The organism is Streptomyces sp. NPDC037100, from assembly GCF_055606225.1.
The window spans coordinates 88709-108636 of record NZ_JBVJSX010000014.1 but is presented as its reverse complement, the minus strand read 5'-3'; the positions used below and the strand labels follow the sequence as shown (position 1 = coordinate 108636).

The 19928-nt window shown below is 71.8% G+C and carries 19 protein-coding genes and 1 pseudogene; 11 read left to right on the top strand and 9 right to left on the bottom strand.

Annotation, left to right across the window (positions count from 1 at the left end; genetic code table 11):
- Positions 1-152 precede the first annotated feature (152 nt).
- Complete coding sequence (locus tag ACZ7EG_RS34935) at positions 153-1646, top strand: DNA-binding protein NsdB (RefSeq protein WP_471088054.1); 1494 nt, start codon at positions 153-155, stop codon at positions 1644-1646.
- A gap of 16 nt (positions 1647-1662) precedes the next feature.
- On the opposite strand, the gene ACZ7EG_RS34930 is transcribed toward ACZ7EG_RS34935, so the two are convergent.
- From ACZ7EG_RS34930 to ACZ7EG_RS34920, 3 genes are all read right to left on the bottom strand, one after another.
- On the bottom strand, positions 1663-3072 hold the full coding sequence (locus ACZ7EG_RS34930) for a PP2C family protein-serine/threonine phosphatase (RefSeq protein ID WP_471088052.1): 1410 nt from the start codon (positions 3070-3072) through the stop codon (positions 1663-1665).
- A 287-nt stretch (positions 3073-3359) separates the two neighbouring features.
- Positions 3360-4454, bottom strand: a complete 1095-nt coding sequence (locus tag ACZ7EG_RS34925) for a baeRF3 domain-containing protein (RefSeq protein ID WP_471088050.1) — start codon at positions 4452-4454, stop codon at positions 3360-3362.
- 50 nt (positions 4455-4504) lie between these two features.
- Positions 4505-6076, bottom strand: coding sequence for an alpha/beta hydrolase (locus tag ACZ7EG_RS34920; protein WP_471088048.1), 1572 nt, complete (start codon positions 6074-6076; stop codon positions 4505-4507).
- 296 nt (positions 6077-6372) lie between these two features.
- On the opposite strand from ACZ7EG_RS34920, the gene ACZ7EG_RS34915 reads away from it, so the two are divergent.
- A complete protein-coding gene (locus tag ACZ7EG_RS34915) occupies positions 6373-7050 on the top strand; it encodes a chaplin (protein WP_471088046.1) in 678 nt (225 codons plus the stop codon).
- Positions 7051-7059: 9 nt separating this feature from the next.
- Here the strand turns inward: ACZ7EG_RS34915 and ACZ7EG_RS34910 are convergent, their stop codons facing one another.
- Positions 7060-7794, bottom strand: a complete 735-nt coding sequence (locus tag ACZ7EG_RS34910; RefSeq protein WP_471088044.1) for a class I SAM-dependent methyltransferase — start codon at positions 7792-7794, stop codon at positions 7060-7062.
- 14 nt (positions 7795-7808) lie between these two features.
- Complete coding sequence (locus ACZ7EG_RS34905) at positions 7809-7937, bottom strand: hypothetical protein (RefSeq protein WP_471088042.1); 129 nt, start codon at positions 7935-7937, stop codon at positions 7809-7811.
- A 512-nt stretch (positions 7938-8449) separates the two neighbouring features.
- On the opposite strand from ACZ7EG_RS34905, the gene ACZ7EG_RS34900 reads away from it, so the two are divergent.
- On the top strand, positions 8450-9226 hold the full coding sequence (locus tag ACZ7EG_RS34900) for a GNAT family N-acetyltransferase (protein ID WP_471088040.1): 777 nt from the start codon (positions 8450-8452) through the stop codon (positions 9224-9226).
- A gap of 74 nt (positions 9227-9300) precedes the next feature.
- Positions 9301-10227 carry an NAD-dependent epimerase/dehydratase family protein gene (locus ACZ7EG_RS34895; RefSeq protein WP_471088038.1) on the top strand — a complete coding sequence of 309 codons (927 nt, stop codon included), beginning with the start codon at positions 9301-9303 and terminating at the stop codon, positions 10225-10227.
- A 90-nt stretch (positions 10228-10317) separates the two neighbouring features.
- Here the strand turns inward: ACZ7EG_RS34895 and ACZ7EG_RS34890 are convergent, their stop codons facing one another.
- Entirely contained in the window at positions 10318-10758 is a 441-nt protein-coding gene (locus tag ACZ7EG_RS34890) for an SPW repeat protein (RefSeq protein ID WP_344459872.1), read from the bottom strand.
- A 228-nt stretch (positions 10759-10986) separates the two neighbouring features.
- Between ACZ7EG_RS34890 and ACZ7EG_RS34885 the strand changes: the two genes are divergently transcribed.
- From ACZ7EG_RS34885 to ACZ7EG_RS34875, 3 genes and pseudogenes are all read left to right on the top strand, one after another.
- Positions 10987-11163, top strand: coding sequence for a hypothetical protein (locus ACZ7EG_RS34885; protein WP_179878739.1), 177 nt, complete (start codon positions 10987-10989; stop codon positions 11161-11163).
- A gap of 1 nt (position 11164) precedes the next feature.
- Positions 11165-11812, top strand: a pseudogene (locus tag ACZ7EG_RS34880) (LLM class flavin-dependent oxidoreductase); the annotation flags it as partial.
- A 117-nt stretch (positions 11813-11929) separates the two neighbouring features.
- Positions 11930-13132 carry a serine hydrolase domain-containing protein gene (locus tag ACZ7EG_RS34875; protein WP_471088036.1) on the top strand — a complete coding sequence of 401 codons (1203 nt, stop codon included), beginning with the start codon at positions 11930-11932 and terminating at the stop codon, positions 13130-13132.
- Here the strand turns inward: ACZ7EG_RS34875 and ACZ7EG_RS34870 are convergent.
- Complete coding sequence (locus ACZ7EG_RS34870; RefSeq protein ID WP_471088034.1) at positions 13129-14178, bottom strand: acyl-CoA dehydrogenase family protein; 1050 nt, start codon at positions 14176-14178, stop codon at positions 13129-13131. The two genes, ACZ7EG_RS34875 and ACZ7EG_RS34870, sit on opposite strands and share 4 nt — an antisense overlap.
- A 140-nt stretch (positions 14179-14318) precedes the next feature.
- Here ACZ7EG_RS34870 and ACZ7EG_RS34865 point away from each other — a divergent pair, with 140 nt between their 5' ends.
- The 4 genes from ACZ7EG_RS34865 to ACZ7EG_RS34850 all read left to right on the top strand — a co-directional run bounded on the left by ACZ7EG_RS34865 (position 14319) and on the right by ACZ7EG_RS34850 (position 18289).
- Positions 14319-14756 carry a MarR family winged helix-turn-helix transcriptional regulator gene (locus ACZ7EG_RS34865; protein WP_471088032.1) on the top strand — a complete coding sequence of 146 codons (438 nt, stop codon included), beginning with the start codon at positions 14319-14321 and terminating at the stop codon, positions 14754-14756.
- A 256-nt stretch (positions 14757-15012) separates the two neighbouring features.
- A complete protein-coding gene (locus ACZ7EG_RS34860; RefSeq protein WP_471088030.1) occupies positions 15013-15903 on the top strand; it encodes a glycoside hydrolase family 19 protein in 891 nt (296 codons plus the stop codon).
- A 71-nt stretch (positions 15904-15974) separates the two neighbouring features.
- A complete protein-coding gene (locus tag ACZ7EG_RS34855; protein WP_471088028.1) occupies positions 15975-17339 on the top strand; it encodes a phospholipase in 1365 nt (454 codons plus the stop codon).
- Positions 17340-17380: 41 nt separating this feature from the next.
- Entirely contained in the window at positions 17381-18289 is a 909-nt protein-coding gene (locus tag ACZ7EG_RS34850) for an oxidoreductase (protein ID WP_471088026.1), read from the top strand.
- A gap of 103 nt (positions 18290-18392) precedes the next feature.
- Here the strand turns inward: ACZ7EG_RS34850 and ACZ7EG_RS34845 are convergent, their stop codons facing one another.
- Positions 18393-19259, bottom strand: a complete 867-nt coding sequence (locus ACZ7EG_RS34845; RefSeq protein WP_471088024.1) for a GNAT family N-acetyltransferase — start codon at positions 19257-19259, stop codon at positions 18393-18395.
- 162 nt (positions 19260-19421) lie between these two features.
- Complete coding sequence (locus tag ACZ7EG_RS34840; RefSeq protein WP_471088022.1) at positions 19422-19829, bottom strand: tautomerase family protein; 408 nt, start codon at positions 19827-19829, stop codon at positions 19422-19424.
- Between the last annotated feature and the right edge of the window lie 99 nt (positions 19830-19928).

The following is a 19928-nucleotide window of genomic DNA, read 5'->3' as shown; positions in this document are numbered from 1 at the left end:
CCCTGGCGACCGGGTCGGGGTGGCGCGTTCCTACCTGACACCGGATGGCCGGTGGCACACCATCTGGCGAACCCTGGCGAACCCTGGCGAATAGTCGCCCGGCAAGTCTCCCCGGGCTACTGTCAACTCAGCCGAGAACCTGGGGGCTTGACGTGAGCGGACAACCCAACACCCGGCTCGCGGACCTGTTCGGCCTGGCCGGCTGGTCCAAGGGCGAACTCGCGAGGCTGGTCAACCGGCAGGCGGCGGCCATGGGCCATCCCCAGCTGTCGACCGACACCTCCCGGGTGCGGCGGTGGATCGACACGGGAGAGATCCCGCGCGATCCGGTGCCGCGGGTGCTGGCGGCTCTGTTCACCGAGCGTCTCGGCCGTGTCGTGACCATCGAGGACCTCGGTCTGGTCCGGCACGGGCGTGCGGGGAAACGGCAGGGCGGCGGGGGCGCGGATGCTCCCGACGGCGTGCCGTGGGCGCCCGAGCGGACGGCTGCGGTCCTCACCGAATTCACGGGAATGGACCTCATGCTCAACCGACGCGGCTTGGTGGGCGCGGGCGCCGCGCTCGCCGCGGGATCCGCACTCAGCAGCGCCATGTACGACTGGCTGCACACCGACCCTTCCCTGGCTGCCGACGCCCCCGACCTCGACCATCCCCTGCACGCCGACCCCGCTGGGTTCGACCGCTACGAGGCCGCCCCCATCGGGTCGCAGGAGATCGAGGAACTGGAGCGCTCGGTCGAGGTGTTCCGCGCCTGGGACGCGGCCCGCGGCGGCGGGCTCCAGCGCAAGGCCGTGGTGGGTCAGCTCAACGAGGTGGGCGGCATGCTCGCCTACCGTCACCCGTCCCACCTCCAGCGGCGCCTTTGGGGCGTTGCCGCCAACCTCGCCGTCCTCGCGGGCTGGATGTCGCACGACGTCGGCCTGGAGCCCACGGCCCAGAAGTACTTCGTCATCGCCGCACACGCGGCCAGAGAGGGCGGGGACCGGCCCCGCGCGGGCGAGGCACTGTCCCGCGCGGCCCGCCAGATGGTGCACCTGGGCAGGCCGGACGACGCCCTGCACCTGATGAAGCTCGCCACGAGCGGTTCAGGTGACGAGGTGCTGCCCCGCACCCGGGCGATGCTCTACACCGTCGAGGCGTGGGCCCAGGCCTCGATGGGCAAGGGCCAGGCGATGCGCCGCACGCTCGGACGGGCGGAGGACCTGTTCGTCTCCGACAAGGCCGATGTCCCGCCGCCGGACTGGATGCAGACCTTCAAGGAGGAGGACCTGTACGGCATGCAGGCACTGGCCTACCGCACGCTCGCCGAGTTCGAGCCGGCCGCGGCGGCGCATGCCCAGCACTACGCGGAGAAGGCTCTCGCCCTGCGGGTCGACGGCCGGCAGCGGTCGAAGATCTTCGACTACCTGTCGATGGCGTCGGCCTGCTTCATCGCGGACGACCCCGAACAGGCCGACCGGTACGCGCGCCTGGCCCTGGTGTCGATGGGGTCCAACTCCTCCCATCGCACCTGGGACCGGCTGCGTCAGATGTACCGGCTCACGGCCGAGTACTCCGGCTACCCGAAGATCCAGGAGCTGCGGGAGGAGATCAAGCTCGCGCTGCCGCGGCCGAAGGGCAGGGGTGCCGACCACGCTCGGGCCTGAGTCGGGCCGGGTTTCCTCAAGACGTCACCTTGGCCATGAGCACGCAGGCGTTGTCCTCGCGCGCGCCCTCGCCGAACTCCCGGACCACGGTCCGTACGCAGTCCTCCGCGGTACGGTTCAGGGCCAGGCGGGGTGCCAGACCGAGGAGCAGCTGCGCGGCCGCCGATCCCGTGTGCCCGGGCACCAGCCCGTCGGTGTGCAGGAGCAGCAGGTCGCCCACCTCGAGCGTCTCTTCGGCCTGCCCGTAGACGGCGCCCGAGGTGGCGCCGAGCAGGACACCGTCGGGTGCGTTCAGTACGCGTCCCGTCCCGTCGCGGAACAGCAGCGGGGCGGGGTGCCCGGCCTGCGCCCATACCAGGGTCCGCGTAGCGGGCCGGTAACGGCAGCAGACGGCGCTGCCCAGGGCGGGTTGCACGGTGGCGTCGAGCAACTGGTTCAGCCAGGCCATCAACTGCCCCGGTTGCGCACCGGCCATCGCCATGCCGCGTACGGCACCGAGCAGCATGGTCATGTTCGACGTGACGCCGACACCCTGGCCGGTGAGATCGCCGACGCTGAGGAGCGTTTCGCCGTCGGTCAGTTCGAGTGCGTCGTACCAGTCGCCGCCGATGAGTGTGTTCGTGGAGGCCGGCAGGTGCTGGGAGGCGATGTCGAGGGTCCTCGGGCCCCGGTGCGGGAGCCGCAGGGAGCCGCGCCGCTGCGGCAGCACGGCCTCCTGCAGCTCGACCGCGAGCCGCCGCTCGCTCCGCGCGGCCTCCTGCCGGTGGTGGAGCGAGTCACGGGTCTCGCTCACCGCCCGCTGGCTGCTGCGCAGTTCGCTGACGTCGCGCAGCACTGCCCACATCGAGGCGGTGCTGCCGTCAGTGTCGAGCACCGGTTCGCCCATCATGTGGACGGTCCGTACGTCGCCGCCCCGGCGGGTGATGCGGAACTCGCCGTCGATGGGCCTCGCGTCGACGAGGCAGTCGGTCACCATCGCCGTCAGCTTCGGCCGGTCCTCGTCCACCACCAGCGACGGCAGCTCGTCGAGGGTGAGGGGGGGAGCGGCCGGGTCGCGGCCGAGGATCCGGTAGAGCTCCCCGGACCAACTGGCCTCGTCCGTCAGGAGGTTCCACTCGGCGCTGCCGACCCGGCTGAGCAGTGAGCCCGGTGCGGATGCGGCGGGTTCCGGGTTCGCGGTCGTGGGCAGGGGGCCGTCCCGTAACTGGGCCAGGTGCTCGTCGAGGTCGTTGAGCTGGTGCAGGGCCAGGTCGTACAGGGCGCGTTGCCAGCGCTCGCGCGGGTGATCCGCTTCTTCCCCCTCGGCGTCGCGGCGCACCGCGTCCACGTCGCCCTTGAGCCGCCGCGTCTGCGATATGAGCGCGTCGACCGAGCCGCGGCTGGGCGGCTGGGCGGCTGGGCGGTCCGCGGAGAGGTGGGACGGCATGACGCACTCCGATGCGGGGACGGTACGACCAAGGCGGACGGAGGGACCGTTACGACTGTTGCACAGCCCGCGACGCCCTGTAAGGGATTCGACGACACACGATACGGTGGTGCTTCTGGCATATGCCACAGTCTCACGGAGTTACTCCGAGGTAGGCGTGGAGTGCCCCACCCGGAGGTCCAAGTCGTAGAGTACACACGGCATTTGACGGTCCGTCGGGACGTCGGTGCGAGGCTGCTTCGCGTGTTCGACGGTCCTGTGTTCGAGCGTGGCGAGCGGGTGCTCCGTCAGTACCGCAGCACCCCGGCCATGCCGTCCGCCTCACCGAGTGTGCCGTCCGGTACGAAGCGGACGTCGGCCCCGGTCTCCAGGCACTGTTCGACGATCTCGTCCACGATGTCCTCGCGGGAGTCGAGGTCGCCGGTATCGGCCAGGATCAGATGGTCCCCGGCGTCGCGGACCGTCACCCGGTAGTTCTCCTCGACGGCCAGCAGCCGGACGCGGCCGTCCCGGGCGCTCTGCCACAGCTCGTCGACACCGGCGGCGAACTCCCGTCGTCCGCGGGCCGTTTCGAGGGCGCGGGTCACGGCGTCCGTGCTCCTGCGGGCCTCCGCCTCGACCACCGGCCGCACGGCCTGCCACACGACCTCGGGGGTCCCGTGGGCGAGCCCGCCGTGCGGGATGTGCACCGCACGCCGGGCGGTGCCACCGACCTCGTCCAGCAGGGAGAGGGCGGCCGGCTCGCCGGTGACGTACAGCTGCCTCGGGTGGTCGCGCAGCACGGCGCTCATCGCGGTGTCGGCCTCGCGGAGGAACTGGCGCGTGCGTTCCTCCCGGAAGGCGCTCGGGGTGTCGCCGATCCGCTGCTGCCGCTCCGGGTCGAAGTTCTCCACGCGCCGGGTCAGCGGGAAGCCGCCGACGCGGGCCGCGGCGACCCGGTCGACGCCGCCGTTCCACAGCGTGACGCGGTCCGCGGCGAGCGACAGGACCCAGAAGGGCCGCCCGGCCGTCTGTGCGGAGACGAGGTTACGGGTGAGGAAGGTGTCCGAGAGCACCACGCGTTCGGGTACGGGTCTGGCCAGCGACCACACCTGGTGCTCGCCCGGAGCGGCGAAGATCGCCAGGCCCTCCTCGGCATGTGTCAGGTCGACCTCGGTCAGGGCCCGGTCGAGGTGCCCGGCGACCTCGGTGCGTCGCTCGCGGGTGACGGCCGGATCGGCCTCCAGCTGCCTCTTGGCCTCGGCGACCACGTTGCGCAGCCGGACCTGGTCCTGGGTGCTGTAGGGATCGCGCCGGTGGGTCGGCGTCAGCACGGAGACCGCGGGGTAGGGGCGCGGGCGCCGCAGCTCGGCAAGGGTCGCGGGACTCAGAACGCTCTCCATGACAGAACGATAGAGCGAATTCACGATGAGGGCATTTGGGGCAGTCGATCTCATTCGTCGTCGCGGTCGGAGCCGCAGGAGCTGCCGTCCGGCGGGAGCGTTCCGTAGAGCAGGAAGGCGTCGACCTTGCTGTGCACGCACTTGGACGAGCCGTAGCCGGTGTGGCCCTCGCCCCGGTTGTCGAGCACCACGGCCGACGATCCGAGCCGCCTCGCCGTCTCCATCGTCCAGCGGTACGGCGTGGCCGGGTCGCCCCGGGTCCCGACGAGCAGCATCCTCGGCGTCTCGACGTCCTTGACGTCGTCGCGGATGTAGTCGGTGCCCTTGGGGCGGCCGTAGCACATCAGTACCTGGGTGAGCCGGTACCGTCCGAACACCGGTGATGCCTGTTCGTAGCGGGCGCGCAGCCGGCCCAGGTCCTCGGTGACCTGCGCCGCGGAGGGGCGGTCGGGATCGTCGGCGCAGTTGACCGCCATCAGTGCCGCCGGCAGGTTGTCGAGGGGGATGTCCGCCGGGTCGGTGAGTCCGGCGTGCGGGGTGCGTCGCGGCGGCAGGGTGAAGCCGCCGGACAGGAACGCCTCCAGGCCGCGGGTGTCGCCGTCCTCGAGCAGCTGGCCGATGGCCCGCTGCAGCGACGGCCACAGCTCCCTGCTGTACAGGCCCTGCCCGAGGGCGCCCGCGAAGTCCTGACCGGTGAACGCCTCACCGAAATCGGTCGGCAGCGGGTCCTTGTCGAGCGACTCGACCACCTGTACGACGTGTTCCCGGGCTTCTCGGGGATTCCGTCCGAACGGACAGGCGATGTCCTCGGTGCACCAGGTCAGGAAACTCTCCAGCGCTGTCTGCTGCCCCTGGGCGTTCGCCACGCCCTGGTCGGCCAGCGGTTCGGTCAGTGTGTCGACGCCGTCCAGCACCATCCTGCCGACCTTCTCGGGGTACTGGGCCGCGTACACCGCGCCCAGCCGGCTCCCGTAGGAAAAGCCCAGGTAGTTGAGCTTGTCGTCGCCGAGCGCCTCGCGCATGACGTCCAGGTCTCGGGCGGCGTTGACCGTGCCGATGTGGGGCAGGACCGGGCCGGAGTGCTCGGTGCACTCGGCCGCCGCCGCGCGCAGCTCTGCGAGCACGGCACCGGGGTCGGCCACGTCGGCGTTGCCGTCCGTCGCGTCCAGGGCGTTGTCCGAGGCGTTTCCGCAGCTGACCGGCGAGGAGCGGCCGACGCCGCGAGGATCGAAGGAGACGACGTCGTAGCCGTTCGTCAGGCCCATGAAGTCCTTGCCGCCCATGGCGAGTTGGGCCACGCCCTGACCGCCGGGGCCGCCGAAGTTCAGCAGGACCGAGCCCCGGGACCGGCCCGTGGCCCGGTAGCGGGCGACGGCGAGGTCGAGGGTGCCCTTGCCGGGCCTGGCGTAGTCGAGCGGGACGGTGACCTTGCCGCACTGGAGGTCCTTCGGCATGTCCGTGCCCTCGCACCTCGACCACGTGACCTTCTGGTCGTAGAAGCGCGACAGACCAGGCGGAGGGCCGTCGGCGGCCGGCAGTGCCGTGCCCAGCAGGGCCAGCCCGGCCGTGCCGGTGACCGCGCAGCGCCGTATCGAGGGGCGCGTGGACAGCTTGGCCAGCATCGATGCCTCCAGGGACGCGGGGCGACCGCAGCGGACCGGGACACCCTCGCTCACCATATGCGCGCCCCGAAGGCCTCGCCTCCGGGCGGGCGGGGCCACTCGGCGAACCGTGTCCTGCGGGGCTCGCCCCCGTGCGGGCCCCGATCGGAGCCGGTATACGAAGGGCTTTACCGCTCGTTCGACAACCGGCCCGCTCGATGGAGTGAAAGGCCGATAAGCCATAACTCGGACCGGGTGCCCGGCGTTCTCTCCGGTGCGGGTGAGCGCCCGCGACGATGTCTGGAAGGCAGGGGTTCATGCGAAGGATTACCCGAAACGGAGTGATCGCCGTCGCCGCCGCCTCGGGCGCGATGGCCGTGACCGTCCCCGCGTACGCCGGTTCCGGTGCGGACGGCTCGGCGGCGGGCGCCCCGGGGGTGGTCTCCGGCAACACCGTCCAGCTGCCGGTGCACGTCCCGGTGAACGTGTGCGGGAACACCGTGAACGTGGTGGGGTTGCTGAACCCCGCCGTCGGCAACAGCTGCGCGAACCGGGACGAGGGGCGGGGCGGCCGGCCGGGCCGGTCCGGCGGCGCGGTCGCCGAGGGCGGCGGAAAGGGTTCACCGGGAGTGGTCTCCGGCAACGCCGTGCAGCTGCCGGTCGACCTCCCCGTCAACGTCACGGGCAACTCGGTCGACGTGGTCGGCATCGGCAACGCGGCGACCGGCAACCAGTCGTCGAACACCCCCGGCGACCACCGCCCGGTCCGTCCCCAGCATCCGCCGAAGCCGGTCCCGAAGCCGACCCCGCCGCCCCGGCCGAACCCGGCCCCCGAACCGGCCCCCGAACCGGCCCCGCGCACCGTCCCGCACGCCAGGGGCGCCTTGGCCCATACGGGCACGGACCACGCCCTCCAGGCCGTCGCGGCGAGCGCGGCACTGGTCGCCGGGGGAGTGGTGCTGCGCCGGCGGTTCCGTCCGGGGGCGGACGGCTGACCGTGCGGGCTACACCGCCTCCGCCACCGCCGTGAGCAGTACCATCCCCGAGTCGCCGTGGCCCGGCAGGGTCGGGTCCATGTCGATGTGGGTCACGTCAAGCTCCCGGGTCAGGGGCGCGAAGACATCCGTGACCGTGGCCGGGTTCACCGGACAGCCCGGCCAGCGGGAGGCCGGCCCGATGCGGTACGTCGGCATGTTCTCCATGAAGGCGGCGATCAGGCGGCCGCCCGGCCGGGCCGTTCGGACGAAGGTGCGGCAGAAGTCGGCGAACTCGGCGAAGTCCTCCGTCGCGCCCTCGGCGACGAAGTGCATGGAGGCGAGCTCGTACGTACCGGGTGGCAGGGAGCGGACGTCGGCGTGGACGACGTTGACCGGTGCCAGTGCCCCGGCCAGGGTCGCCGGCACCTCGGGGTTGAGTTCCCGGCACAGCGCGTGGAAGGGGAGCCAGCTCGCGTCAGGACGGTGGCAGATCTGGTCCGTGAGGTAGGCGACGTTGCTCGCTCCCGCCTCGACCGCGTCGATCCCGCGGCTCGCGGCGGACGCGAGCATCAGGGGGTAGAGGTTGGGGCCCGCCCCGAACTCCACCGAGCGGGCGATGCCGCCGCGCGGAAGGCGCCGGTAGTAGGCGCTGTGGTGCGCGATGACCGCCGCGTCCCAGGGATGCACCTCGCGGTAGTTCTCCGCGAGGTAGTCGGCAACCGGCCAGCGGTCCCAGTCCACGTCGTCGTTGTGCGTCGTCATGGCCGGCCAGTCCTTCAGCCGCTGGGGGAAGTGTGGACGCAGGCGGTCGGCGTGACGTAGATGTCCTCCATCGTGCCTCCCCCTGTCGGGGAGACCGGGGCGTACGCCTGGTCGTACGCCTGGGTCCGATTGAAATCGATCATAGGTTCGCCCGAGTGACCCTGCATCTCGGGTGGCCGCCCGCGGGCCCGGCCCGCGGGCGGCCGGCGCGCCACGGAGGTGCAGCCCCTTACTCGAGCCATGAATTCCGGTACCGGGCCGCCCATGGCCGCATCGCGTGCGACCTCGTGCACGGGGCGTGCCCGGACCGATCTCGCCGTGCGACCCGCCCGCCCAGGAGCCGAGTCGCTCCGACGCGAGGACGCGGACGATCCGGCCGAGGTCGGCCCGGACGTGCGCGGCCGCGCGCATCGTTCGCAGTGCCTGGCCCGGAGCGGCCGCGCGGGAAAACCCGTTGCCGTCCCGTCCGGTGCCACGTGCGCGGCCGTGCGCATCGTTCGCAGTGCCTGGCCCGGAGCGGCCGCGCGGGAAAACCCGTTGCCGTCCCGTCCGGTGCCACGTGCGCGGCCGTGCGCATCGTTCGCAGTGCCTGGCCCGGAGCGGCCGCGCGGGAAAACCCGTTGCCGTCCCGTCCGGTGCCTGGTGAGGTCTGCTCATGGATCACACGGAGCTGCTCGCCCTCTTCGACCGCGACCTGCGTGCGGAAGCCCGGCCGGACGGCCCCGGCGCCCGTGTCGAGCGGACCGGCGGTGTCGTCCGTCAGGTCGCCTCCGCGGGGGGCTGGAACGGCATCGTGTGGTCGGCCCTCGACGAGGCCGGGGCGGACGCGGCGATCTCCGGGCAGATCGGCCACTACACCGGGCTCGGCCTTGACTTCGAGTGGAAGCTGTACGGGCACGACCGGCCGGCCGACCTCGGGCGGCGGCTGCGCGCGGCCGGGTTCACGCCCGGGGCCGAGGAGACGCTGATGATCGGCGAGGTCGGCGCTCTCGCCCTCGACGCCGAACTGCCGGAGGGCGTGCGCGTCGTGCCGGTGACCGACCCGGCGGGCGTCGATCACGTGGCCGACGTCCACGAGATGGCGTTCGGCGCGGACAGCTCCTGGCTGCGACACCAGCTCCTCGCCCGGCTTTCGGCCGACCCGGACACCGTCGTGGCCGTCGTGGCCATGGCCGGCGACCGGCCGGTGAGCGCGGCCCGCATGGAACTCGTGCCCGGCACCCCCTTCGCCGGCCTGTGGGGCGGCGGCACCGCCCCGGGGTGGCGCGGCCGGGGTATCTACCGCTCCCTGGTCGCCCACCGCGCCCGGGCCGCCGCGGCCCGCGGCTACCGCTACCTGCAGGTCGACGCCTCCAATGAGAGCCGGCCGATCCTGGAACGGCTCGGCTTCGCGGCGCTGACGACCACGACGCCGTACGTGTACACGACCTAGCCGCACGCGAACAGATCCTGGCCGAGCGCGGAAGCGGATGTCACAGCCACGTCCGTCCGGTTCGTCGCACTGTCATGACGACGAACGACAAGAGCCAGAGCATCCTCCTCGCCGGCGCGAGCGGCGTTCTCGGCCGGCACATCACCCATGCCCTGACCGAGGCGGGCCACAAGGTCACCGGTCTCGGTCGCGGCGCGGAGAACGGCATCCGCGCCGACCTCCTGGACCGCGACGCGCTGCTGCACGCCGTCGACGGACACCACTTCGACACCGTGATCCACGCCGCGACCGCCCTGCGCAAGCCCCCCGTGCGTGACCGCGACATGTACGCCACCGACGCGCTGCGCACCCAGGGCACAGCCCACTTGATCGAGGCCGCCCGGGCCACCGGAGCCCGCCGGTTCGTCGTGGAGTCGATGGCCTTCGGGTACGGCTACGGCGACCACGGCGACCGCCCGCTCACCGAGGACGACCCCTTCGGCCCGCCCGGCAGCACGCCGCGCCTCGAACGGCACCTCGCGGCCATGCGGACCAAGGAGCGACTCGCCTTCGAGGCGCAGGCCCTGGAGGGCGTGGCACTCCGTTTCGGTCTCTTCTACGGCCCCGGCGGCACCGATACCCTGCTGCCCCTGCTGCGCCGACGGCAGCTGCCCGTGCCCCGCGACCGGGGCCGCGTGCTGCCGTGGGTGGAGCTCACCGACGCCGCTCGTGCGGTGGTCGCCGCCGTGGAACGCGGTCGGCCGGGGCAGGCCTACAACATCGCGGACCTCACCCCGATGGGTTTCCGCACGCACATCGAGGCCGTGGCCCGGGCCTTCGGACTGCCGAAGCCGATGACCGTACCGCTGTGGCTGATGAGACCCATGTCGTACGCGCACACCATGATGTCGTCCCGGCTCCGCCTGTCCTGTGCCAAGGCGGAACGCGAACTCGGCTGGAAGCCGCTCCACACGTCGAGCGGTGAGGGGCTCGCCGCGATGCGGGCGGCCGGTCACGGCTGAGGCTCCCCGGCCCCGGTCGGGCGGCAGCCGGGAGGCATGAACGGGCCGGTCCGGGACGCGGACCGGCCTTCGGTTCCCTTCCGGCGGGTGCTACGGCCTGGGCGAGGCCTTCGCCGCCGTGCCGGCGCACACCAGCCCCAGGATCACGGCCAGCGCACCGATGATGATGTTGTTCCAGACGACACCGGCGTCCGGGCTTTCGCCGACGATCCACGGCGAGATGATCATCCACACCCCGAGGGCGCACATGGCCCAGCTCAGGCCGTACATGCGCTCCGGAGCGCGAGTGAACCCGAGCGCAAGCAGGCCGATCGCGATACCCATGATCAGGTTGTGGGTCACGAGTGCCGGCTGGCTGGTCGTGTAGTGGACTATCCACGGGGAGGCGGCGCAGTACAGACCGAGCAGGAACACCGGTCCGTCCACGAGCGCCACATCGCGGCCGCCGAGCACGCGGGCGTAACGGTCCCGCATCTCGGAGGCGTCGGGGTGGGTGGTGATGTCACCCCTGGTGGGCGAGACGTTGGCCATGACTCGTCTCCTTCATGGTGCAGGGCGACCGCGTCTGGAGGGGTGTGCGGTAAACGCCGCGTAAGCGTCATTCTGCTCTTATTTCCCCTTTATGTGTAGAGCTCGGAGGGGAGCGCGCCCTCTACCCGGCGGTACATGTCCGGGCGGATCGGGGGCATCCGGATGTGTACGACAGCGACCGATCGACGTCGCCCGGCGGGCGACGCGGGACAGGGGAGGGCAGCGGACGTGACTGCGGCCATCAGCGCGAAGGTGTTGGAACGGTTCCCGGCGGGGTCTCCGCGCGGATCGTGGCCCGCGGAGGAGTACGCGGCACGCCGCCGTGCCGAGGGAGAGCCGGCCACCGTCGTGATGGACCTGGAGTCGGACGCCTTCCTCGTGGTCGTTCCGGCGGACGGCGACTGAGACCGGCGCCGCGCAGATGGCGGCCACCTTCCAGCGGCAGACCGGTGGGCGGCTGCTGCTCAACGTCGTCACCGGCGGCGAGAACAAGGAGCAGCGCGCTTTCGGCGACTTCCTCGACAAGGAGGCCGGTACCGCCGCACCGGTGAGTTCCTGCACGCCGTAAGGGAATTGTGGCAGGGCGGCACCGTCGACCTGCAGGGCGAGCACGTCCGGGTGGACACCGCCGAGCAGGCCTGGGCCGAGGCGGACCGGCTGCTCGACGGCTTCGAATCCGGAGACGGTGGCGTCGGTGCAGGCCGGTCTCTCCCGCAGCGAGTCCGAAGGGCAGCAGCGCATGCTCGCCCTGCACGGCGGCCGCCGCGACCGCCTGGAGATCCACCCCAACCTGTGGGCCGGCATCGGCCTGGTGCGCGGCGGGGCGGGCACCGCCCTGGTCGGCAGCCACGACGAGGTGGCCGAGCGGATCAGGGAGGACCACGCCCTGGGCATCGACGAGTTCATCCTCTCCGGCTGTCCGCACCTGGAGGAGGCGTACTGGTTCGGCGAGGGAGTCCTGCCGCGCCTCGCCGCTCAGGGGCTGTGGCGGCATCCCGCGGGCAGTCAGGACACGCCCGCCGCCGCGGCCCCCTTCGTGCCGGTCGCGAGCTGACACCCCGCCCGCTCCGCCACCGGAGACCGGAGACCGGAGAACAACCCTGAAGCCGGGCCCGGGCGTCCTGGTCACCGAGTGGGCGCGACCGCCCCTCGGTGACCAGGAGGCACACACATGAATCAGCGCGCCGCACGCACCGTCTCGATCGCCCTGGCCGTGGCGCTGTCCGCCGGAACGGCGGCACTGGCCCCGGCAGCGCAGGCGGCGGACCGGCGGCACGGCCACGAGGCCACCCGGACCGCCTTACGCGCGCTGGTCGAGAACGGCGGACTCCCCGGAGCGGCGGCCAAGGCCCGTGACAGCAAGGGGACTTGGTTCGGTGAGTCGGGCTACGCGGACACCGGAACCGGCCGCAAGCGGTCGGCCGGCGAGCACTTCCGCGGGGCCAGCATCACCAAGACGTTCGTCGCGACCGTCCTGCTGCAGCTGGAGGCTGAAGGCAGACTGAACCTGGACGACACGGTCGAGCGATGGCTGCCCGGACTGCTGCGCGGCAACGGCTACGACGGCTCCACGGTCACCCTGCGCCGGCTCCTCGACCACACCAGCGGCATCGCCAACTACACCGACGATCCCTCCTTCCTCCACGACAGCGCGGGTCCCGGCTTCCCGGAGCACCGGTACGACACCCACACGCCCGAGGAGCTCGTGGCGATCGCTCTGCGGCGCCCGCCGCAGTCCGGCCCGCAGAGCGAGCCGTCGTACTCGAACACCAACTTCGTGATCGCGGGCATGGTCATCGAGAAGGCCACGGGCCACAGTTACGCCCAGGAGATCACCCGCCGCATCCTCCGCCCGCTGAAGCTGCGCGGGACGTCGTTCCCCGGCACGTCACCCCACATGCCGAAGCCCCACCCCGTCGGCTACTCCCGCCTCCACCAGGACGCCCCCGACGCCGAGATCCACGACGCCACCGAACAGAACATGACCTGGCTGGGCGCGGCCGGCGACGTCATCTCCACCACCGGCGACCTCAACCGGTTCCAACGTGCTCTGGTCAAGGGCCACTTGCTGCCCCAGCGGCAGATGAAGGAGATGTTCGAAGAGGTCCCGGCCGGGCACGGCACCGGGTACGGACTCGGGGTCGAGTTCGCGCAGTTGTCCTGCGGGGTGAAGGTGGTGGGCAAGAGCGGCCGTACCAACGGCTCCCTGTCCGCGATGGTCGGCACCCTGGACGGCGAACACCAGCTCACGTTCAACATCAACGGCGACTGGCTCCCGGACTCCTCCCTCTACGTCGACGTGGTCGAAGCGGAGTTCTGCGGGAGGATCCCGTCCCGGACGGACCGGGCGCCGGCCGTGCCCCGCCTCGGCTAGCGGGACGCCAGTGAGCCGAGGTGCGTCCTGCGCGCCTCGGCCGTCTGGCCCTGCACCAGCAGGAACATCCCCTCGCGTGCCAGCCGTTGCGCCCGGCTGCCCAGGTCCATGGACCGGCCGCCCCCGGCCACGATCGCCGCGGTCGTCGCCGCGCGCAGGAGGTCGTACGCGCGGGTCTTCACGACCAGGCGTTCCGGGACGGACTCGTGCGGGGCGGGCCGGTCGGCCAGGGTGTAGGCCTGCGTGCGGACCTCGTCGAGCCGGGAGCGCAGCGACCGGGCCGTGTCCCGGCCGTCCGGGGTCTGCTCCACCAGGTCCAGGGCCGCGTAGGCCACCCCGAACACGGCCGGACTGGCGTTCGCGGCCCGGGGCAGGTCCACCTGGGCGAACTCCTCCCGCGAGGTGCGCAGCACGACGGCCTCCTCCGGCAGCCACAGGCCGTCCAGCTCCAGGGAGACCGTACGGGCGGCGGTCAGGGCCGCGAGCCGCATGGGCGCCGACGGCGTCAGCCCCGGTTGCTCGCGGGCCTCGGCGAACCCGAACACCACCTCGGCGCTGTCCGTCACCCCGGCCAGCAGCATCACGTCGTTCAGACCCCACCCCGTGTACCAGGGCACCCTCCCCTCGAACCGCCAGCCGCCCTCCTGCCGTACGGCCCGCACCGGCACCCGGGGGAAGGCGCGGACATGGGCGAAGGCGATCCCGGCCATCAGCTCGCCCGTCGCCAGCGGACGCAGGAGCTTCTCCCGGACGGGCGAGTCGTAGGTGGCGAGCAGCTTCACCGGCGTGTGGTGCTGGGTCTGCACGAACCAGGTGGAGCAGCACGCCCCGGCGAGGATCTCCGCGGTCTCCCGCGCCACGGCCACGGGCGCGTCCGCGCCGCCGTACTCCTGTGGCCCGACCACCCCGAGCAGCCCGGCCCGCTTCACCTCCTCGACATGGCTCGTGGGCACACCCTCCTGATCGACGCGTTCGGCCTGCGGGACGAGGAGATCACGCGCCAGTCGCCGGGCGCGGGTGACGAGGGGATGGGGTGTGGTGGCCATGGAGAGGATTCTCGCGCTCCGGCGGCGCGGGGCGTCGATCCGGGGGCGTGTCGGCCACCGACCGTCCCGTCACGGACGTGTGTCCAGCTCCTCGAGCACGTCGAAGTCCAGCCCATCGGCCCGCGCCAGAAGGAGCAGGGATGTCCAGCCCGATCCCGCGTCGTCCCGACGACCTCGTGCAGTTGCTGACGCGGGCCGAACGGCTGGCGGTGCGGCGTTTGCAGGGCGTTCTGGAGGCGGAGGGCTGCTCGCTGGACGCGTGGCGGGTGCTGGCCGCGCTGTCCGACGGTGAGGGGCACCACATGACGGGGCTCGCCGAGGCCGCTTTCCTGCCGCCTCCGACGCTGACCAAGCCGGTCGACCAGCTCGTCGACCAGAACCTCGTGCACCGCAGGGTCGATCCGTTCGACCGGCGCCGTGTCCTCGCCCGTCTCACCCCGCGTGGCCAGGAGTACTGGCAGCGCGTCGAACGCGCCGTCCGCGCCGGCCGGCCGCCGCTCGGCGACGGCGACGACGCCCTGCTGCGGTCCCTGCTGGACCGGCCGGCGGCGACGCTGGAGGGCTCGGCGCGCGTGTGAGCCCCGAGCGAGGCACGGCGGGCCGTCATCCGGCGCGTACCCGACAGGTCCGTACCCGACAGGTCCGTACCCGACAGGTCCGCGCCTGACTGGTCTACACCCTTGACTGGTACAGACCAAAGCGGTTGAGTGTGCCTCCCAGCCCCCCACCACGGCCGCCCCCACGCCGTGCCGGACCACCGGCGCGTGCGGGCCGGGGTCTGCCTCACCCTGCCCTCGTCAGGGTGCGGCCGTGCTCCGCGAAGGAGTTGAACCCGTGTCGAGACGCCGCATCTCCGCAGTCCTGGCCACCCTCGCCCTCGCCGGCACCGCGCCGGTGCTCCTGCCCGCCGCGAACGCCTCGGCCGCCGCCTGCTCCAGTTATCCGAACTGGACGGCCGGGAAGTCGTACGCCGCCGGCGACATCGTCCGCTACACCGACGGAAAGGCATACATCGCCGAGCACGCCAACCCGGGCTACGACCCGGTCATCAGCACCTGGTACTGGGAGCCGTACGCCTGCGACAACGGCCCCGGCGCGCCCGACGCCCGCTTCGTGGTGAGCGAGGCGCAGTTCAACCAGATGTTCCCGAACCGGAATTCGTTCTACAGCTACAGCGGCCTCACCGCGGCCCTGAGCGCCTACCCCGGCTTCGCCGGCACCGGCAGCGACACGGTGAAGAAGCAGGAGGCCGCGGCCTTCCTCGCCAACGTCAGCCACGAGACCGGTGGTCTGGTGCACGTGGTGGAGCAGAACACCGCCAACTACCCGCACTACTGCGACTGGAGCCGGCCCTACGGCTGTCCGGCCGGGCAGGCCGCCTACTACGGGCGCGGCCCGATCCAGCTGAGTTGGAACTTCAACTACAAGGCGGCGGGCGACGCACTCGGCATCGACCTGCTGAACAACCCCTGGCTGGTGCAGAACGACTCGGCCGTCGCCTGGAAGACGGCCCTGTGGTACTGGAACACCCAGACCGGCCCCGGCAGCATGACCCCGCACAACGCCATGGTGAACGGCGCCGGTTTCGGCCAGACGATCCGCAGCATCAACGGCTCCCTGGAGTGCGACGGCAAGAACCCGGCGCAGGTGCAGAGCCGGGTGAACAACTACCAGCGCTTCACGCAGATCCTCGGGACGTCACCCGGCGGCAACCTGTACTGCTGACGCCGGACCGGCCGGCGTGGTGTCATGCGGGATGTCATGCACCTGACTGGTTTGACGGAAGGGCATCCCTCATGCGCCTACGCACCCCCCACGCCCTGCTCGCCACGACCGCGGCGCTCGCCGCCGCGGTCGTGGCCCCCCAGCCCGCTGCCGCCGCTCCTGCTGCGGGTGCCTACTACGTGCAGAGCGTCACGACCGGGCTCAACGCGGCCGACAGCGGCGGCGCGGTAGAGCAGCACAGACCCCGGGGCAACGAGGACCGGCAGCAGTGGCAGCTGAAGCCGAACGGCTCCACGTATCTCCTGGAGAGCACCGACGCGCCCGGCACCTGCCTGGGCCGCAGCGCCGATCAGGCCGCGACCGTCGCCTGTGCGAGCGCCGACGCCCCCTGGGAGATCACCCCGCTCGACGCCGACCGCTACACGCTCAGGGTTCCGGGAACAGCCCGCCACCTCACCGTGGCGCCCAAGCCCCCCGGAGCAAACTACCCCGCGCGCCTGGCCCTCGCAGGGGCGGGCGACCTCGCCGCCTGGTACCTCACCCCGGTCGCTCCCGTCACCGGTCCCATGCCGCCCCAGGACCGTCGCACCCTGGACCAGGTCACGTTTCTCACCACGCACAACGCATACGCCAACGGCGTCGACGGCGGCTTCGCCCCGCCCTTCGTCAACCTCGTGCCCAACCAGACCCGCGGCATCCAGCAGCAACTCGCCGACGGCGTCCGCGGATTCATGCTGGACATTCACCAGACCCCGGACGGCGCGATCCTCTGCCACAACAGCTGCACCCTCGTCAGCAGGCCCGTCGCCCTGTGGGTCGACCTCCAGCGCATGGTCGACTTCCTGAAGGCCCACCCCGACCAGTTCGTCACCGTCTTCCTGGAGGACTACGTCGACCCGGCCGTCCTGCGCGCCGAACTCGCCCGCGTCAACGGCCTGTCGGACGTGCTCTACCGACCCGACCTGACCGGCGTACGGCACAGCGGCTGGCCGACGATGACGGACCTGGCCGCCGCCGGCGACCGGCTGCTGATCTTCACCGACCACAGCCGCTCCGCCGACCAGGCCTCGGGTCTGACCCGGGACAGCTTCGGCGTCATGTACCAGCGGGAATGGACAGTCGAGAACCACTGGTCGATGGGCGCGGGCGTCGGCACCTCCGACTGGTCCTGCTACAGCCGCTGGTACGGCGCCGACACCAACATCCCGCTGACCCGCACCGAACCCGGGTTCCGCCCGCTGTTCGTCATGAACCACTTCCGTGACGTCCCGCTCGCCGGTACCGCGGGCACGGACAACACCAAACTCGCCGACCGCGCCGAGAGGTTCTGCCGGCCCGCCGCCCGGAAGAAGCCCAACTTCCTCGCCGTGGACCACTACGACCGAGGCGACCCGGCCTCCGCCGTCACCACGCTCAACTCGTACACGTATCCGTAAATCCGCCACGCCGCCCGGGCGCCGTGTGTGAGACTCCGCCGATGGACTCACAGACGATCACCGCGGCCGCCGCAGGCAGCTGGAAACTCGGCGACCTGCCCGTCCACCGCATCGGCTTCGGCGCGATGCGGCTGACGGGCAGCGCCGCCTTCCACCACGGCACACCGAGCGCCCGTGAGCGGTCGATCACCGTCCTGCGCAAGGCCATCGACCTCGGCGTGAACCACATCGACACGGCCGCCTTCTACTTCTCGTCCCTGCGCTCCGCCAACGAACTCATCAACAGCGCGCTCGCGCCCTACCCCGACGACCTCGTCATCGTCACCAAGGTCGGCCCGTACCGGGCCTACGACGGGGAGTGGGGCACCTCGGCCCGCCCCGAGGACCTGCGCGGCCACGTGGAGGAGAACCTGCGCCAACTCGGCCGCGACCACCTGGACGTGGTCAACCTGCGCAGGATGCCGCGGCTCGATTCGATCGCCGAGCACTTCGGGGCACTCGCCGAACTGCGTGACGCGGGCCTGATCCGGCACCTCGGCGTCTCCAACGTCACGTCCCGCCATCTCGCGGAAGCCCGTGCCATCGCGCCGGTGGTGTGCGTCCAGAACCAGTACGCCCTCGACCGCCCCGACCCCGACGCCGACGAAGTGCTCCGCGTCTGCGGTGAGGAGGGCATCGCCTTCGTGCCGTTCTACGCCGTCGCCGGCGAGGCCGGTGAGCTGGGCGTCACCACCGCCCACGACGAAGACGTCCGTGCCGTGGCCCGGGCCCATGGTGCGAGCCCGGCCCAGATCCGCATCGCCTGGACCCTGCACCAGGGCCCCCACGTCCTCGCCATACCCGGCACCGGCAACCCCGACCACCTCACGGAGAACGTGGCAGCGGGCGCGATCGGCCTCACCGACGAGGAACTGAAACGGCTCGACTCGCGGCGCCACGAGGCCGGTTGAGCGACCTCCGCACGGCGCGGATGCCCTCCCGCGTGAGGTGCCTGCGGGGCAGCTGGGGCCGGCCGGCGCGAGCGGCGGCGCCCGGCGCCTCGGGCCGCAAGTCCTAGTAGAGGATCGAGGGCAGGTAGGCCCCGTCGGGCCGGTGGTACAGACCGATGGTCATCAGGCTCATCAGCTGCACGACCTTGAGGCCGTTGGACAGGCACCACCTGAGCAGCGCGTTGTCGCCCGCGGGTACGAGGATGCCGGGACCGCCGAACTGCGGGGCCGCCGCGATCAGGGCCTGGAGGTCCGGGGCGGTCTCGCCCACGGCGTGCGCGAAGAAGGCCAGGTCGGTGGCGTATCCCGTGACCCGTCCTTCACGCTCGACGACCCGGGCGGTGCCCTGTTCGAGCGCGTCGGCGACCTCGCCGCCACGGTCGACGCCGTGGACCTGTCGGCACACGTCGTTGCAGGCGCCGAGGTCCGCGTCCGTTGCCTCCCGCACCTCGTACCCGGGCATCGCACGCCGGATCGGCGGGCCCTGCACGCAGGCCACCGTGGCCCGGTGGGCGAAGCCCAGGCTCACGTACAGAGAGAACGACCTGTTGTGGTAACCGCTCTGCAACAGCCGGATGCCCGGCGCCCCCCGCTGGTCGGCCCGCTCCATCACGTCCAGCATCAGGCTGCGGCCCACGCCCGCGTTCTGCACGGCGGGGTCGACGGTGACGGGCCCGACCCCCGTGACGATCGAGCGTTCGTCGAGGAAGTTGCTGCCCACGATCCGCCCGTCGAGCTCGGCGACGACACTGTAGAAACCCGGGTGCGTCAGGGCTCCTTCGATCAGCGCGACACCCACGTCGGGGCTCGGGATGTCGGGCGGGAACGCGTGCTCCCCGGCGATGCCGGCGAAGGCCTCGTAGCAGATTCTTCCGCACTCTGCGGCATCGTCCGCAGTGCCCGGGCGCAGTATGAGATCCACGATCGCCATCCCCTTCTCGGCACACCCCGCGCGGCGACGCACGCCTCGCTTCCATCCTGTGCGCCTCCCGGCCGGGGCGCATCCGGCACGGCGGCATCCCTGGGCCGTGTCCGCAAGCTCCCGCCTGCCCCGCGAGTGTGTCGCCGTCACCAACCTCCCGGAACAGCACACCTACCAGGCAGCCTGAGACTCCGGACTGACCAGATACTGCGCCACGCCCTCGCCCAGTGACCAGTCGGCCGACTCGTTCTCGGTCAGCACGACGAACACGTTCCGCGGCTCGGTGCCCGCGTACGCGTGGGCGAGTTCGGCGGTCCGGCGGTACAGCGCCTGCTTCTGCGCGGACGTACGACCGGAGCGCAGGGTGATCGCGATGTAGGCGATGCCCTCGTCGCGGTGTACGCCGAGGTAGTCGTCGCAGCGCAGGGTGCCGCCCGTGCCGTCGTGGTCCACGAGGACCTGGAACCGGTCGTCGGGCGGGATGCCGATCGTCTCGGTCAGGGCGTCGTGCACGGCACGGCCGAGTGCGGCCAGGCGCTCGGGCCCGGCGCGGAGCGTGTCGATGCGGACGAAAGGCATGGGACCTCCGGATGGGGCTGATCGGAGCTGTACATACTAGTAGTTACAGAGCTGACCGTGGAAGTCGGCCGAGTAGTTGGCAACCGTGGAGTTTTACGT

Coding starts and splice junctions, on each gene's coding strand:
- ACZ7EG_RS34930 (WP_471088052.1), bottom strand. CDS start 3,072: ATGCCGTCCCACCTCTCCGCGGACCGCCCAGCCGCCCAGCCGCCCAGC.
- ACZ7EG_RS34925 (WP_471088050.1), bottom strand. CDS start 4,454: ATGGAGAGCGTTCTGAGTCCCGCGACCCTTGCCGAGCTGCGGCGCCCG.
- ACZ7EG_RS34920 (WP_471088048.1), bottom strand. CDS start 6,076: ATGCTGGCCAAGCTGTCCACGCGCCCCTCGATACGGCGCTGCGCGGTC.
- ACZ7EG_RS34915 (WP_471088046.1), top strand. CDS start 6,373: ATGCGAAGGATTACCCGAAACGGAGTGATCGCCGTCGCCGCCGCCTCG.
- ACZ7EG_RS34910 (WP_471088044.1), bottom strand. CDS start 7,794: ATGACGACGCACAACGACGACGTGGACTGGGACCGCTGGCCGGTTGCC.
- ACZ7EG_RS34905 (WP_471088042.1), bottom strand. CDS start 7,937: ATGATCGATTTCAATCGGACCCAGGCGTACGACCAGGCGTACGCCCCG.
- ACZ7EG_RS34900 (WP_471088040.1), top strand. CDS start 8,450: ATGGATCACACGGAGCTGCTCGCCCTCTTCGACCGCGACCTGCGTGCG.
- ACZ7EG_RS34895 (WP_471088038.1), top strand. CDS start 9,301: ATGACGACGAACGACAAGAGCCAGAGCATCCTCCTCGCCGGCGCGAGC.
- ACZ7EG_RS34890 (WP_344459872.1), bottom strand. CDS start 10,758: ATGGCCAACGTCTCGCCCACCAGGGGTGACATCACCACCCACCCCGAC.
- ACZ7EG_RS34875 (WP_471088036.1), top strand. CDS start 11,930: ATGAATCAGCGCGCCGCACGCACCGTCTCGATCGCCCTGGCCGTGGCG.
- ACZ7EG_RS34870 (WP_471088034.1), bottom strand. CDS start 14,178: ATGGCCACCACACCCCATCCCCTCGTCACCCGCGCCCGGCGACTGGCG.
- ACZ7EG_RS34865 (WP_471088032.1), top strand. CDS start 14,319: ATGTCCAGCCCGATCCCGCGTCGTCCCGACGACCTCGTGCAGTTGCTG.
- ACZ7EG_RS34855 (WP_471088028.1), top strand. CDS start 15,975: ATGCGCCTACGCACCCCCCACGCCCTGCTCGCCACGACCGCGGCGCTC.
- ACZ7EG_RS34850 (WP_471088026.1), top strand. CDS start 17,381: ATGGACTCACAGACGATCACCGCGGCCGCCGCAGGCAGCTGGAAACTC.
- ACZ7EG_RS34845 (WP_471088024.1), bottom strand. CDS start 19,259: ATGGCGATCGTGGATCTCATACTGCGCCCGGGCACTGCGGACGATGCC.
- ACZ7EG_RS34840 (WP_471088022.1), bottom strand. CDS start 19,829: ATGCCTTTCGTCCGCATCGACACGCTCCGCGCCGGGCCCGAGCGCCTG.